The following is a 15,170-nucleotide window of genomic DNA, read 5'->3' on the forward strand; positions in this document are numbered from 1 at the left end:
GTCGAGAAGTGCCGGCGCGCCCGCCCGGGTGCCACTCGAAATGTCAGCACAAACCTCCCGCCAGCCGCCGGATCCGTGGCCCGCAACGCGCCTCGCCGAGATCGACGAAGACGCCGTGCGACTGCTCGTGAACACCTTCTACGGGCGCATCCGCGACGACGAGATGCTCGGCCCGGTGTTCCGGCAGGCGCTCGAAGGCCGCTGGGATATGCATCTGGAAAAAATGGTGGCGTTCTGGTCCAGCATCGTGCTCGGCGCCAAACGCTACCGCGGCAATGTGACGCAGGCGCATCAGCCGTTCGGCCACCTGAGCGGCGAGCATTTCAGCCGCTGGCTCGCCCTCTTCTTCGATACGCTGGACAGGCTCTTCGAACCGCAGGCCGCCTTCGCCTTCGCGGAACCGGCCATCCGGATCGCGGAAAGCCTTCAGTTGAATCTGTTCGGATGGGAATACACGCTGCCCCCGGCGCAACGGGCGCTACTCGACAGCGTGAAGCAGGCGAGGCCTGCACGGCCCCGAGAATGACACGATCGGCGATGATGGGAAATCTTCGCCGATGTTATTTGATAATCAAAGAAGAAATCAGCGGTTACCAGTCGACTCGGGCGCCCCTTCGGTCGCCCAGCGCTCGCGTGCTGCCGTGTCCGTCTCGCGCGCATCGACCCAGCGCTCGCCCTGCGGCGTCGCTTCCTTCTTCCAGAAGGGCGCCTCGGTCTTCAGATAGTCCATGATGAACTCGCAGGCAGCAAACGCATCCCCCCGATGGGCGGACGTGACGGCCACGAGCACAATCTGATCGCCGGGGCCCAGTTCGCCGTAGCGGTGAATCACCAGCGCGTCGAACAAGCGCCAACGCGCGCACGCCTGCTCGACAATCGCCGCGAGCGCCTTCTCCGTCATGCCCGGATAGTGCTCGAGCGTCATGCGCGAAACGTCGTTGCCGTCGTTCAAATCGCGCACCGTGCCCACGAAGCTCGCCACGGCCCCCACGCGCAGATCGCCTGCGCGCAGCCGTCGAATCTCCTCCGACAGGTCGAAATCCTCGGTCTGTACACGAATCGGCATGCTGGCGGTATCTCCTGTCCCGTGAATCGCTACGCTGGCGACGACATGCGGCTCAACCGCCCGTCACGGGCGGGAAGAACGCGACTTCACAACCGTCGGTCAGCCGCGTGGCCGCCGGCACCATCGTATGGTCGAGCGCCATGCGCAGCGCGCGCTGTGCGCCGAGCGTCTCGGCCCACACCGGTCCACGGCCGCACAGCCACTGGCGCACGTCGCCCACCGTGGCAATCCCGGCGGGAACATCCACACGCTCCTCAGCGACATTGAGCGCCTCGCGGACGCTGGCGAAAAAACGAAGTTCGATCTGCATAGTCTGGCTGGCACGCCGCATCGGCGACGCACCTGTCTCTCAATATAGGAGGTCGGAGAACGGCAGGAACGCCACCGTCTGGCCGGCTTCGATACGATGCCCCGGCGGATTGTCGATGAGGCCGTCGCCCCACACGGTCGACGTCAGCACCGCCGAGCTCTGGTTGGGAAACGCGTCGAGGCCGCCCTGCTCGTTGATACGGGCGCGCACGAATTCATTGCGACGGTCCGCCTTCGTCTGCGTGAAGTCCGCGCGCATGGGAATGCGACGCGGCGTCACCGCCGTCGCGCCCAGCAAACGCAGAATGAACGGGCGCACGAACAGCAGGAACGTCACGAAGCTGGACACCGGATTGCCGGGCAGGCCGATGAAATGCACCGTCTCGCCGCCAGCCCGATTGACCTCACCATACGCCAGCGGCTTACCCGGCTTGAGCGCGATCTGCCACAGATTGAGGCGGCCTTCGGCTTGCACGGCGGGTTTGACGTGATCCTCCTCGCCCACCGACACGCCGCCGGACGTGATGATCAGGTCGTTGCTGCGCGCCGCGTCGCGCAGAATCGCGCGCGTGGCGGCCAGATTGTCGGGCACGATGCCGTAATCGGTCATCTCGCAGCCCAGATTCTCCAGGAGCCCGCGCAGCACGAAGCGGTTCGAGTTGTAAATGCTGCCTGCACGCAGCGCCTCGCCAGGCATGGTCAGCTCGTCACCGGTGAAGAAGACGGCCACACGCAAGCGACGTGCGACTTGCAGCTTCGCCATGCCTACGGACGCCGCGAGCCCCAGCGCCGGGGCCCTCAGCCGGGTTCCGGCGGCAAGCACGACGCTGTCACGGCGAATATCCGACCCTTGCCGATTGATGAACTCCTCGACCGCCGGCCTATGGCGAATCACGATGGTCCCGTCCTCGCGCGCGTCGCACTGCTCCTGCATGACGACGGCGTCGGCACCCGGTGGCACCGGCGCGCCGGTGAAGATGCGCGCCGCCGTGCCGCGGGCGAGCGGTTCAGGGGCGTGCCCCGCCGCAATGCGCTGCGAGACCGGCAGCACGGTCTCGTCCCCGACCAGGTCCGCGACCCGCACGGCGTAGCCGTCCATGGCACTCGTATCCATCGGCGGCACGTCCAGCGTGGCGATCACGTCGGCGGCCAGCACGCGAGCGTTGGCCGCAAGCGTGTCGACCGTCTCCTGCCGATCCAGCGGTCGGGCTGCTGCCAGCACGGCATCCAGGGCGTCTTGTGTACTCAGCATGGTGAAGGCGCGCAAGTCAAGGGAGACATCAGGGGGACAGGGCGAGCGCCGCCTTACAGGCCGGTGTGCTCGGCGATATAGGCCTTCACGCTCGCGACGTCGTTCGGCACCGTCTCGAAGCGCTGCGGCAGCGATTCGAGCTGCTCGAAGCCAGCCGGGCGCGGCGGCTCGCGATGCAACGCCTCGCGAATCGTCTCGGCGAACTTCGCCGGCTGGGCGGTCTCGAGCACCACCATCGGCACGCCGGGTTCGAGCGCTTCGCGCGCGACCTTCACACCGTCGGCCGTGTGGGTGTCGATGACCACGTCGTAACGCTTGGCGACGTCCTGGATCGTCGCCAAGCGATCGGCATGCGTACTTCGCCCTGAGACAAAACCAAACTGTGCCACGCGGGCGAAGGCTTCGGTGCCCGACAGGTCGAAGCCGCCTTCGCGCTCGACTTTCGAGAGCAGCTCGGCGGTCGCGTTCGCGTCGCGGCCGAGCAGGTCAAACAGGAAACGCTCGAAGTTCGACGCCTTCGAGATATCCATGCTCGGGCTGCTGGTGTGGAACGTTTCGGCGGACTTGCGCACGCGGTAGTGACCGGTGCGGAAGAATTCGTCGAGCACATCGTTCTCGTTCGTGGCCACGACCAGCTTGCGGATCGGCAGGCCCATCATGCGAGCGATATGGCCGGCGCAAACGTTACCGAAGTTGCCCGACGGCACCGTGAACGACACCTCGCTGTCCTGGCCCGACTGACCGCCCGTCGCCGCGAAGTAGCCCTTGAAGTAGTACACGACCTGCGCCACGACCCGCGCCCAGTTGATCGAATTGACCGTACCGATCTTGTAGCGCGCCTTGTAGGCGTGATCGTTCGACACCGCCTTGACGATGTCCTGCGCGTCGTCGAACACGCCCTCGACCGCGAGGTTGAAGATGTTCGGATCCTGCAGGCTGTACATCTGGGCCGTCTGGAACGCGCTCATCTTGCCGGCCGGCGAGAGCATGAAGACGCGAATGCCTTCCTTGCCGCGCATGGCGTACTCGGCCGCGCTGCCCGTGTCGCCGGACGTCGCGCCAAGAATGTTGAGTGCATCGCCATGCTGCGCCAGCGCATACTCGAACAGGTTGCCCAGCAACTGCATGGCCATGTCCTTGAAGGCCAACGTCGGGCCATTCGAGAGCGCCAGCAGCGAGAGCTGCGTGCCCCCTTCGTCACCCAGCGGCAGCAGCGGCGTGATGTCGGCCGCGTCTTCGCCCGGACGCACATTGCGGTACACCTCGGCGGTGTACGTGCGCGCCGTCAGGTCGGCCAGGATCTCGGCCGGAATATCGCCCGCGAATTTGGCCAGCACCCTCGCGGCCAGCTCGGCGTACGACAACTGGCGCCAGGCGCGCAGCTCGTCCGCTGTCACCTGCGGGTATTGCGTCGGCAAATACAGACCGCCATCCGGGGCCAGGCCGCCCAGCAAAATGCTGGAGAACGATTGCGGCTCGCCCGAGGTCAGGCCCGCGCCGCGCGTGGAGATGTATTTCATGGGGGTCGTGTCCTGTCGTATCGGTTCGTGTGGCCGGCGCTCAGCTGAGCGCCTCCATACGGATGCGCGTGACCTTCGAGAGCACGGTGTCCATCGACTCGATCTTCGCGATAGCCGAATTGATGTGCTTCTCCTGGGTCTGGTGCGTCAGGATGATGATGTCGGTCTGATGCTCACCTTCGCGCGATTCCTTCTGCAGCAAGGCGTCGATGGAGATGTCGAGATCGGCGAGGATGCGTGTGAGTTCCGCCATCACGCCCGCGCGATCGACCACGCGAAGACGCAGGTAGTAGCTGGTCGTGACCTCGTCGATGGGCAGCACCGGGGTGTTCGACAGCGCGTCGTGCTGGAACGCCAGGTGCGGCACGCGATGCTCCGGATCGGCCGTTTGCAGACGCGTCACGTCGACGATATCGGCCACCACGGCCGAGGCGGTCGGCTCGGCGCCCGCACCCTTGCCGTAATACAGCGTGGCGCCCACGGCGTCGCCCTGCACCAGCACGGCGTTCATGGCGCCTTCCACGTTGGCGATCAGGCGCTTGGCCGGAATCAGCGTCGGATGCACGCGCAGTTCGATACCGGCCTCGGTGCGACGCGTGATGCCCAGCAGTTTGATGCGGTAGCCGAACTCCTCCGCATACTTGATGTCCAGCGCCGAGAGCTTGGTGATGCCTTCGACATAGGCACGCTCGAACTGCACCGGCACGCCGAACGCGATGGCGCTCATGAGCGTGAGCTTGTGCGCGGCATCAACGCCTTCGATGTCGAACGTCGGGTCCGCTTCCGCGTAGCCCAGACGTTGGGCATCGGCAAGGGCCACGTCGAAGTCGATGCCCTTGTCGCGCATCTCCGAAAGAATGAAGTTCGTGGTGCCGTTGATGATGCCGGCGATCCACTCGATGCGGTTGGCGGTCAGGCCCTCGCGCAGCGCCTTGATGATGGGAATGCCCCCAGCGACGGCCGCTTCGAAGGCGACCATCACGTTGGCCTTGCGCGCGGCAGCGAAAATCTCGTTGCCGTACAGGGCCAGCAGCGCCTTGTTGGCCGTGACCACGTGCTTGCCGTTCTCGATCGCCTTGAGGACCAGTTCCTTCGTGAGGTCGTAGCCGCCGATGGTCTCGACCACGACATCGATGTCCGGATCGTTGACCACGTCGAACGGATCGCCCGTCACGACAGCGGCGCTGCCCACGAGGCCTCGGGCGCGTTCGACATTGCGCACTGCGACCTTCGTAATCTCGATCCCCCGGCCGGCGCGACGTTGAATTTCTTCCTGGTTGCGAGCCAGTACCTGGAAGGCACCGTAGCCTACCGTGCCAAGGCCGAGCAGGCCCACTTTGATCGGTTTCATGCGGTTTTACTCAAAAGTCGAAATCGGGTGGCGCGCATCACTTGCCGTGGCGACGGCGATAACCGTCAAGGAAGCGGGCAATGCGACTGATGGCGTCTTCCAGGTCGCCCTCGTGAGGCAGGAACACAACGCGGAAATGGTCGGGATGCATCCAGTTGAAGCCGCTGCCCTGCACCAGCAGGACCTTCTCTTCAAGCAGCAACTGGAGAATGAAGTCCTGATCGTTGGCGATGGGATACATCGCCGGATCGAGACGCGGGAACAGGTACAGCGCGGCCTTCGGCTTCACGCAGGTCACGCCGGGAATGTCGGTGAGCATGCGGTGCGCGATCTCGCGCTGCTCGTACAGGCGTCCGCCCGGCACGATCAGGTCCTTGATGCTCTGGTAGCCGCCGAGCGCCGTCTGGATGGCGTACTGGCCCGGCACGTTCGGGCACAAGCGCATCGAGGCCAGGATGTTCAGCCCTTCGATGTAGTCGCTCGCCGGACGCTTGTCGCCCGACACGACCATCCAGCCCGCGCGGTAACCGCACGCGCGATAGCTTTTGGACAGGCCGTTGAACGTGATGGTGAGCACGTCCTCGGACAGCGAACCGATCGAGGTGTGCTCCGCGCCGTCGTAGACGATCTTGTCGTAGATCTCGTCGGCGTAAATGATGAGCTTGTGCTCACGCGCGAGGGCGACGATGTCTTTGAGCAGTTCGTCCGAGTACAGCGCGCCGGTCGGGTTGTTCGGGTTGATGATGACGATCGCGCGCGTATTCGGCGTGATCTTCTTGCGGATGTCGGCGAGATCCGGCTGCCAGTCCGCCTGCTCGTCGCAGACGTAATGCACCGGCGTGCCGCCCGACAGGCTGACGGCGGCCGTCCAGAGCGGGTAGTCGGGCGCGGGCACCAGCACCTCGTCGCCATCGTTGAGCAGCGCCTGCATGGCCATCACGATCAGCTCGGAGGCCCCGTTGCCGAGGTAGATGTCGTCGAGCTGGACGTCCTTGATGCGCTTTTGCTGGCAGTAGTGCATGATCGCCTTGCGCGCCGCAAACACGCCCCGCGAGTCCGAATAACCGGCCGAATTCGGCAGATTTCGGATCATGTCCTGCACGATCTCGTCGGGCGGCTCGAAACCGAACGGCGCCAGATTGCCGATGTTCAGTTTGATGACGCGATGACCCTCGTCTTCCATGCGCTTGGCATGTTCGAGCACGGGTCCACGAATGTCGTAGCAGACATTCTGCAATTTCAGCGATTTGAGGATCGGTTTCACGGCGGTTGTGGTCTTGGCGGGCGGCGCAGGGGTCCGGACGAGCCGGCAGGCAGGCGGGACGCACGACGCACCGGCGATCGGACGGCGATGTGCGCGAAGCGCACAGGGCACCGCATTTCCCCGGTTTAGGCGTGGCAAATGCCGCACTGCAACGGTTTTGCCGTGCTGCGTACGGCAAAAAGCTATAATTTAGCCAATTATGACAGAGTTCGGCAATGCATCATTGACGGTTTGCGCCATGCGAGGCAAGATGCCCGCCCGTTGAACGATCTGCCGACGTGCATCCACCCCCGGGGCAAGCCCTGGGCAGGGAATCTTTCTAAAGTGAAACTGCATCAAGACCCGTCGCAAGCATTGAACACGGTCACCGGCTACGGCCGGGGCTATGTCGAGGTCAACAAGATTCGTCACGAGCACAGCGTGATCATTGCGCCCGAGGGCGAGATCCAGGCCTGGCCGGTGTCGCGCTTCGACGCGCTCGAATCCGCCCATTTCGACCAATTGCATGCCCTCGCCCCCGAAGTCGTGATCTTCGGCAGCGGTGAGCGCCTGCGCTTCGCGCATCCGCGCCTGACCACGTCGCTCACCAGCCGGCGCGTTGGCGTCGACTCCATGGACACCCAGGCCGCCTGCCGCACCTACAACATCCTGATGAGCGAAGGGCGCCGCGTCGTGCTCGCCCTGCTCATCGAGACCGAGGCGACTGCGTGAGCCGCCGCCCGCTCGCCTCCGGCCTGCAGGCTGCCGCCCCCCTCGCGTCCTCTCCCCTGCCCGCCCCCGCCTCGCCGCCCGCGGCCTACCCGCTCTCGCCGACCGCTTTCTGGCTACTGCTCGTGGCGTTCGCGCTCGTGTGGTTCGGCGTGCTCGACTACCGCCACCTGATCGCGAGCGACGAAGGCCGTTACGCGGAAATGGCGCGCGAGATGTGGGTCACGGGCGACTGGATCACGCCGCGCTACAACGGCTACAAGTATTTCGAGAAACCGCCGCTGCAAACGTGGATGAATGCGCTCACGTTCGCGGCATTCGGGCTTGGGGAATGGCAAGCCCGGCTGTGGACCGCGCTCACGGGGTTCGCGGGCGTGCTGATGGTCGGTTTTACCGGCCGGCGCGTGTTCAATGCCCGCGTGGGTCTGTTCGCGGCCGTCGCACTCGCCAGCGCGCCGCTGTGGTCGTTGCTCGGGCACTTCAACGTGCTGGACATGGGCCTGTCGTTTTTCATGGGGCTCTCGCTGTGCGCCCTGCTGCTGGCACAGCGCCCGGGGCTTGCGCGCCCCGCCGTGCGCGCCTGGATGTGGCTGTGCTGGGCGGCCATGGCGCTCGCCGTGCTGAGCAAGGGGCTCGTCGGCATCGTGCTGCCGGGCGCCGTGCTCGTGCTCTATACGCTCATTGCACGGGACTGGGCCTTGTGGCGACGCCTGTACCTGGGCAGCGGCCTGATCGTTTTTTTCGCGCTGGCGGCCCCGTGGTTCGTGCTGGTGCAAATGCGCAACCCCGAATTCTTCGACTTCTTCTTCATCAACGAGCACTTCCGACGCTTCGCGATGGAGGGCCATAACCGCGATGGCGCGCCGTGGTATTTCGTGCCCGTGTTCCTCGTCGGCTTCCTGCCCTGGCTGTCGGTCCTGCCGGGCACCGTACGCGCCACGCTGCGCATGCCCCGCCAGCCCAACGGTTTCGCCCCCGCGCTGATGCTGTGGGTGTGGTCGGCGTTCATCTTCGTGTTTTTCAGCGCCTCGCACTCGAAGCTGATCTCGTATCTGCTGCCCATCGCGCCGGCCATGGCGCTGCTCGTCGGCCTGTATCTGGCGCAATTGCGGCGCGACACCGTGCGCTTGCACCTGGCCGGTTATGCGATCCTGCTGATTGCCGCGCTCGTGATGGTGGCCATCTTCGCGGGACGCCCCGGGAACGTGCGCAATCCGAACGAGTTGTACAAGGCGTTCCAGATCTGGCTGTATGTCGCGATCGGCCTCGGCCTGGCCGGCACGCTCGTGGCATGGCGACTGGCGTGCCATAGCGCGCGGCGCGCGCTGCTCACCTTTGCCGGCGGCATGCTGTTGCTCGTGAGCGTCGGCGGCATGGGACACGAAGTGTTCGGGCGCCAAAGCTCAGGCGTGTTGCTCGTGCCGGCCATCAAGGCCGAGATGCAGCGTCTCGGGCCGAATGTGCCGTTCTATTCGGTCAATGTGCTCGATCACACCCTGCCGTACTACCTCGGCCGCACGATGATCATGGTGCAGCACCCGGACGAACTGGAATTCGGTGTGAAGCAGGAGCCGCAGAAATGGCTGCCCACGCTCGACGACTTCTACGCCCGCTGGCGCACCGCCCCGAAAGCGCTCGCGCTGGTCGATCCGGACACGTTCGGCAAGCTCGAAACCGAGCACTTGCCCATGCGGATCGTCGCGCGTGACGCGCGCCGTATCGTAATCGCCAAACCGCAGGCGGAAGACAACGTAAAATAGCGCATCTGGCTTTCGTTCGATCCGTTTGCCGTTGACGGCTTTGGCCGGAGACAGCGACGACAACAGGCTGATGCGCTTAGGGAAACTAAGCGCCAGCCCATTTGCGGTATCCATAATTATTCACAAACGTTCATCAACGTTCCATGAATCTCGCCACATTTTCACTTATTCTCACGGGCGTACTGCTCAATGCATGCGCCCAGTTGTTGCTCAAGGCCGGCGCCAGCTCGATCGGCGCGCTTGAGTTCACGCGTGCCAACATCGTGCCCATCGGCCTCAAGCTGGCCACGCAAGTGCCGATCATGGGCGGGCTCGTCTGTTATGCGATCAGCGTGGTCGTCTGGATTCTGGCACTCTCGCGCGTCGAGGTCTCGATCGCGTACCCGATGCTCTCGCTCGGCTACGTGGTGAATGCCTTTGCCGCGTGGTACCTGTTTGGCGAGGCGCTGTCCATGCAGCGTGTCGTCGCCATCGGCATCATCCTGGTCGGCGTTTATATTCTTGCGCGCAGCTAAGGCTGCTGACGGACCGAAATCACGGACGCGCCGCAACAAGCAAGCGCTGGCGCGTCTCCCCCTGTTTATCTGAGGCTTGGTCTTAATCATGAGCGACTCGGCAACCGCCCAACCGAATCTTCCGTTTCTGCCGTTCACGCGGCCGAGCATCGACGACGCCACCATCGCCGGCGTTACCGAGGTGCTGCGTTCTGGCTGGATCACCTCCGGCCCGCAAGTGCAGGCCTTCGAGAAGGCCTTGTCCGACTATTTTGGCGGACGCCCGGTGCGCGTCTTCAACTCGGGCACCGCGACGCTGGAAATCGGCCTGCGCCTCGCCGGCGTGCAAGACGGTGACGAAGTGATCACCACGTCGCTGTCGTGGGTCGCCACGGCCAACGTGATTCTGGAAGTCGGCGCGACGCCCGTATTCGTCGACGTCGACCCGGCGACCCGCAATCTCGATCTCGATCTGCTCGAAAAGGCGATCACGCCCAGGACGCGCGCGATCATCCCGGTCTATCTGGCCGGGCTGCCGCTCGACATGGACCGGCTGTACGACATCGCGCGCCGTCACAACTTGCGCGTGATCGAGGACGCCGCGCAAGCCATGGGCTCGACCTGGGGCGGCAAGCGCATCGGTGCCTTCGGCGACCTCGTCTCGTTCAGCTTCCACGCCAACAAGAACCTGACCTCCATCGAAGGCGGCGCGCTCGTCTTCAACAATGAGGACGAAGCCCGCCTGGCCGAGAAGTACCGTCTGCAGGGCGTGACCCGCACCGGCTTCGATGGCATGGACGTTGACGTGCTCGGCGGCAAGTTCAACCTCACGGACGTCGCTGCACGCGTGGGCCTCGGCCAGATGCCGCATCTGGCGGAATTCAACCGCCGTCGCTCGGCGCTGGCGCGGCTGTATTTCGACACGTTCGCGGGCGGCGCGGCCGTGGCGCTTGGCCTCGGCCTGCCGCACGCCGACTTCACGAACTCGAACTGGCACATGTTCCAGGTCGAGCTGCCGCTGGCGCGCCTCACGATCGACCGCGCGGGTTTCATGGAAAAACTCAAGGCGCGCGGCATCGGCAGTGGCGTGCATTACCCGGCCATCCACCTGTTTACGCTCTACCGCGGGCTCGGCTTCCGGGAAGGGCAGTTCCCGCATACGGAGCGTCTGGGCCGTTCGATCCTGACGTTGCCTCTCTTCCCCGCCATGGCGGATGCCGACGTTGCGCGCGTCTGCGAAGCCGTCAACGCCCTCTGCGCCGACCATCAAAAATGACCTGTCCCCAACTCTCCATCGTCATCCCGGTATATAACGAAGAGGCCGGACTCGCCGCCCTCTTCGCCCGGCTGTATCCGGCGCTCGACAAGCTGGGCGTGGCTTATGAAGTGGTGTTCGTCAACGACGGCAGCCGCGACCGCTCGGCCGCATTGCTTGCCGAGCAGTTCCGTGCGCGCCCGGACACGACGCGCGTGGTGCTGTTCAACGGCAACTACGGACAACACATGGCCATCCTGGCCGGCTTCGAACACACGCGTGGCGAATGGGTCGTCACGCTCGACGCCGACCTGCAGAACCCGCCCGAGGAAATCGGCAAGCTCGTCGAGAAACTGGCGGCCGGGCACGACTACGTGGGCACGGTGCGCATGAACCGTCAGGACACATGGTTCCGCCGCCATGCCTCGCGCGCGATGAACCGCTTGCGTGAGCGCATCACGCGCATTCGCATGACCGACCAGGGCTGCATGCTGCGCGGCTACAGCCGTCATATCGTCGACACGGTCAATCAGTGCCGTGAGATCAACACGTTCATTCCGGCGCTGGCCTACACGTTTGCGCAGAACCCCACCGAAGTCGACGTCGCCCACGAAGAGCGCTTCGCCGGCGAGTCGAAGTATTCGCTCTATAGCCTGATTCGTCTGAATTTCGACCTCGTCACCGGCTTCTCGGTGGTGCCGTTGCAGTGGCTCTCGGGCGTCGGCATCACGCTGTCGGCGGCCTCCGGTCTGCTGTTCGTCGTGCTGATGGCCCGCCGCTTCCTCTTCGGCTCGGAAGTTCAGGGCGTGTTCACGCTGTTCGCCGTCACGTTCTGCCTGCTGGGCGTGATTCTGTTCGGCATGGGCCTGCTCGGCGAGTACATCGGCCGCATTTATCAGCAGGTTCGCCAGCGTCCGCGCTATCTGGTACAAGCAGTGCTGGAGGACCCGTCGTCCGGCCAATCAGACAAGGGCACCAGCGTGACGTCGAGCGTGCGTCAGACGACCGGCGCCACGGAACTGGGATCGCACGCCTCATGAGCGCCCCCGTGCCCCAAGCCGCCAAAGCTGTCGTCTTTGCGTATCACAACGTGGGCGTGCGCTGCCTGCAGGTGCTGCTCGCGCGCGGTGTCGACGTCGCACTCGTCGTCACCCATCAGGACAATCCGAACGAGAACATCTGGTTCGGCAGCGTGGCCCGTGTCGCCGCCGAGCACGGTATCCCGGTCGTCACCCCCGACGATCCGGCCGATCCCGCACTCGCCGCACAACTGCGCGTCATCGCGCCGGATTTCATCTTTTCCTTTTACTATCGCCACATGATTCCCGTGGCGGTGCTCGAAATCGCCTCGCGCGGCGCGTTCAACATGCACGGGTCGCTGCTGCCGAAGTATCGCGGCCGCGTACCGGTGAACTGGGCCGTTTTGAAGGGCGAAACGGAAACGGGTGCGACGCTGCACGAGATGGCCGCCAAGCCGGATGCCGGCGCCATCATCGACCAGACCGCCGTGCCGATCCTGCCGGACGATACGGCGGGCGAGGTCTTCGAGAAAGTCACGGTCGCCGCCGAGCAGACGCTCTGGCGCTGCCTGCCAGGCCTGATCGCCGGCACGGCACCGCGACAGGTGAACGAACTGAGCGCAGGTAGCTACTTCGGCGGACGCAAGCCGGAAGACGGCCGCATCGACTGGTCGAAGCCCGCAAAAGACGTCTACAACCTCATTCGCGCGGTCGCGCCGCCCTATCCGGGGGCGTTTACCGATGTGGCGGACCGTCGCTGGGTTGTCACGCACGCCCGTTTGTCACGCGCGCCGGCGCCCGCCGGTTTGCCCTGCGGACTGCAAGTAGTGGATAATGCGCTCCTTGGCGTTTGTGGCGACGCAAATGCTGTCGTCATTCATGAACTAATGCTGGACGGCAAAGCAGTCACGCCGGCACAGTTTTCCCAGCTCAATCACTGACCGCAATATGAAAAAAGTCCTGATTCTCGGTGTCAACGGGTTCATCGGCCACCATCTGTCGAAGCGCATCCTGGAGACGACCGACTGGGAAGTTTATGGCATGGACATGCTCACCGATCGCCTCGGCGATCTGATCAACCACGAGCGCATGCACTTCTTCGAAGGCGACATCACGATCAACAAAGAGTGGGTCGAGTACCACATTCGCAAGTGCGACGTGATTCTGCCGCTCGTCGCCATCGCCACGCCGGCCACCTACGTGAAGGCTCCGCTGCGTGTGTTCGAACTCGACTTCGAGGCGAACCTGCCGATCGTGCGCTCGGCCGTGAAGTACGGCAAGCACCTGGTGTTCCCGTCGACCTCCGAGGTCTACGGCATGTGCACCGACGGCGAGTTCGATCCGGAAAACTCGCCGCTGATCTATGGCCCGATCAACAAGCCGCGCTGGATCTACGCGTGTTCGAAGCAGCTCATGGATCGTGTGATCTGGGGCTACGGCATGCAGGAAGGCCTGAATTTCTCGCTGTTCCGCCCGTTCAACTGGATCGGCGCCGGCCTCGACTCGATCTACACGCCGAAGGAAGGTTCGTCGCGCGTAGTCACGCAGTTCCTCGGCCACATTGCTCGCGGCGAGAATATCAGCCTGGTCGACGGCGGCAGCCAGAAACGCGCCTTTACCGACATTGACGACGGTATCGACGCCCTGGTGCGCATCATCGATAACAAGAACAACATTGCCAGCGGCAAGATTTACAACATCGGCAACCCGACGAATAACTTCTCGGTGCGCGAGCTGGCCAACATGATGCTCAAGCTGGCCGCCGAATATCCCGAGTACGCTGACACGGCCAAGAAGGTTCAACTCGTCGAGACCTCGTCGGGCGCCTACTATGGCAACGGCTATCAGGACGTGCAGAATCGCGTGCCGAAGATCGAGAACACCATGCAGGAACTCGGCTGGGCACCGACCACGTCGATGGACGACGCGTTGCGCAAGATTTTCGAAGCGTATCGTGGCCATGTCGCCGAAGCGCGCCGTCTGGTCGAGGCCGAGTAAGGAACAGTCAGGGACATCCGCGACACGGTCGGGCGGCCTGCGTCAGGCCTACCGCCTCGGGGTTACGGGCAGCGCATTGCCGCCCATTGCAGCCCTTCGCATTGCACGCCCGGTGCGCCCTCGGCGCATCGGGCGTTTTTGACTCGGTAGTTTGTTTCGCAGTTCAGGATATCGCTCGAAGTCATTGCGATATCTCACTCAAGGGCGGCTATGGCCAACATTGTCCTGAAGATCGACGTCGACACGCTGCGCGGCACACGCGAAGGCGTGCCCAATCTGCTCGCCGCACTGGCCGAGCACGAGGCGCAAGCGACGTTCCTGTTCAGCCTCGGGCCGGACCACACCGGTTGGGCACTCAAGCGTGTCTTCCGTCCTGGCTTTTTGAAGAAAGTTTCACGCACTTCGGTGGTCGAGCACTACGGCTTCAAAACGCTCATGTACGGCACGTTGCTCCCCGGCCCGGACATCGGGCGGCGTGCGGCCGACGTCATGCGCACTGTGCGAGACGCGGGCCACGAGACCGGCATCCACACGTGGGACCACACGTATTGGCAAGACAACGTGCGCACACGCGACGCCGCCTGGACGCAACATCAGATGTCGCAAGCCCATGCGCGCTTCCTCCAGGTCTTCGGTGCGCCGCCGCGCACGCATGGGGCAGCCGGCTGGCAGATGAATCCGCACGCGTTTCGGCAGATCGACGCCTGGGGCATGAAGTATGCGTCTGACGGACGCGGCATCGCCCCGCACTACCCCATCGTCGATGGCGTGCGTCTACAGCATGTGCAGATGCCGACGACCCTGCCGACGGTCGACGAGTTGCTGGGCATCGACGGTCGTGACCTCGACGGCGTGGCCGAGCATCTGCTTGCCCTGACCCGCGATCCGGCGCAAGATCACGTGTTCACCCTTCACGCAGAACTCGAAGGGCAGAAACTGGCCCCGCTGTTCCGTCAATTGCTGGCTGGATGGCGCCGCCAGGGACACGCCCTGGTGACGATGGGCCAATACTACGAGACGCTCGATCTTGCCTCGCTACCGGCGCATCCCGTCGTGTGGGGCGAAATTCCGGGCCGCTCGGGCGATCTGATTCTCGAGGGCCAGGCCACTGCCTGAACCCGCTTTCGATCCACTTCCCCGTTCCGGCCTTGCAAGGCCACCCAAGGAGACCATA

General features: G+C 64.2%; 15 protein-coding genes. 9 read left to right on the forward strand and 6 right to left on the reverse strand.

What is annotated here, in order from left to right:
* Positions 1-40 precede the first annotated feature (40 nt).
* A complete protein-coding gene (locus PanNE5_RS19980) occupies positions 41-526 on the forward strand; it encodes a group III truncated hemoglobin (protein ID WP_017232265.1) in 486 nt (161 codons plus the stop codon).
* A 57-nt stretch (positions 527-583) separates the two neighbouring features.
* Here the strand turns inward: PanNE5_RS19980 and moaE are convergent, their stop codons facing one another.
* From moaE to PanNE5_RS20010, 6 genes are read right to left on the reverse strand one after another with little or no spacing between them, the layout of a single operon-like run.
* Positions 584-1,066, reverse strand: a complete 483-nt coding sequence (gene moaE / locus PanNE5_RS19985; RefSeq protein ID WP_017232266.1) for a molybdopterin synthase catalytic subunit MoaE — start codon at positions 1,064-1,066, stop codon at positions 584-586.
* A 52-nt stretch (positions 1,067-1,118) separates the two neighbouring features.
* Entirely contained in the window at positions 1,119-1,376 is a 258-nt protein-coding gene (gene moaD / locus PanNE5_RS19990) for a molybdopterin converting factor subunit 1 (RefSeq protein WP_017232267.1), read from the reverse strand.
* 39 nt (positions 1,377-1,415) lie between these two features.
* Positions 1,416-2,627: a gephyrin-like molybdotransferase Glp gene (gene glp, locus PanNE5_RS19995; RefSeq protein ID WP_261938701.1), complete on the reverse strand. Its 1,212-nt coding sequence runs from the start codon at positions 2,625-2,627 to the stop codon at positions 1,416-1,418.
* A gap of 53 nt (positions 2,628-2,680) precedes the next feature.
* Entirely contained in the window at positions 2,681-4,147 is a 1,467-nt protein-coding gene (gene thrC / locus PanNE5_RS20000) for a threonine synthase (protein ID WP_261938702.1), read from the reverse strand.
* A gap of 40 nt (positions 4,148-4,187) precedes the next feature.
* Positions 4,188-5,498 (reverse strand): homoserine dehydrogenase, encoded by a 1,311-nt coding sequence (locus PanNE5_RS20005; protein WP_150563545.1) that lies wholly within the window; start codon positions 5,496-5,498, stop codon positions 4,188-4,190.
* A gap of 37 nt (positions 5,499-5,535) precedes the next feature.
* Positions 5,536-6,762, reverse strand: a complete 1,227-nt coding sequence (locus tag PanNE5_RS20010; protein ID WP_017232271.1) for a pyridoxal phosphate-dependent aminotransferase — start codon at positions 6,760-6,762, stop codon at positions 5,536-5,538.
* A 324-nt stretch (positions 6,763-7,086) separates the two neighbouring features.
* On the opposite strand from PanNE5_RS20010, the gene PanNE5_RS20015 reads away from it, so the two are divergent.
* From PanNE5_RS20015 to PanNE5_RS20050, 8 genes are all read left to right on the forward strand, one after another.
* A complete protein-coding gene (locus PanNE5_RS20015; RefSeq protein WP_017232272.1) occupies positions 7,087-7,473 on the forward strand; it encodes an Mth938-like domain-containing protein in 387 nt (128 codons plus the stop codon).
* Positions 7,470-9,230 (forward strand): phospholipid carrier-dependent glycosyltransferase, encoded by a 1,761-nt coding sequence (locus PanNE5_RS20020; protein WP_410007547.1) that lies wholly within the window; start codon positions 7,470-7,472, stop codon positions 9,228-9,230. Before PanNE5_RS20015 ends, PanNE5_RS20020 begins: the two co-directional genes overlap by 4 nt.
* 143 nt (positions 9,231-9,373) lie before the next feature.
* Positions 9,374-9,745 (forward strand): SMR family transporter, encoded by a 372-nt coding sequence (locus PanNE5_RS20025; RefSeq protein ID WP_017232274.1) that lies wholly within the window; start codon positions 9,374-9,376, stop codon positions 9,743-9,745.
* A gap of 88 nt (positions 9,746-9,833) precedes the next feature.
* Positions 9,834-11,000 carry a DegT/DnrJ/EryC1/StrS family aminotransferase gene (locus tag PanNE5_RS20030; RefSeq protein ID WP_261938703.1) on the forward strand — a complete coding sequence of 389 codons (1,167 nt, stop codon included), beginning with the start codon at positions 9,834-9,836 and terminating at the stop codon, positions 10,998-11,000.
* Positions 10,997-12,019 carry a glycosyltransferase gene (locus tag PanNE5_RS20035; protein WP_017232276.1) on the forward strand — a complete coding sequence of 341 codons (1,023 nt, stop codon included), beginning with the start codon at positions 10,997-10,999 and terminating at the stop codon, positions 12,017-12,019. The genes PanNE5_RS20030 and PanNE5_RS20035 overlap by 4 nt, the downstream gene beginning before the upstream one ends.
* Positions 12,016-12,939 carry a formyltransferase gene (locus tag PanNE5_RS20040; protein ID WP_261938704.1) on the forward strand — a complete coding sequence of 308 codons (924 nt, stop codon included), beginning with the start codon at positions 12,016-12,018 and terminating at the stop codon, positions 12,937-12,939. The genes PanNE5_RS20035 and PanNE5_RS20040 overlap by 4 nt, the downstream gene beginning before the upstream one ends.
* A gap of 7 nt (positions 12,940-12,946) precedes the next feature.
* The gene (locus tag PanNE5_RS20045; protein WP_017232278.1) at positions 12,947-13,996 is read left to right on the forward strand and encodes a bifunctional UDP-4-keto-pentose/UDP-xylose synthase; all 1,050 of its coding nucleotides are present in this window, start codon (positions 12,947-12,949) and stop codon (positions 13,994-13,996) included.
* 210 nt (positions 13,997-14,206) lie between these two features.
* Positions 14,207-15,112 (forward strand): polysaccharide deacetylase family protein, encoded by a 906-nt coding sequence (locus tag PanNE5_RS20050; RefSeq protein WP_017232279.1) that lies wholly within the window; start codon positions 14,207-14,209, stop codon positions 15,110-15,112.
* The last annotated feature ends 58 nt before the right edge of the window (positions 15,113-15,170 follow it).

Source organism: Pandoraea sp. NE5 (assembly GCF_024363545.1).
Taxonomy (GTDB): Bacteria; Pseudomonadota; Gammaproteobacteria; order Burkholderiales; family Burkholderiaceae; genus Pandoraea; species Pandoraea cepalis.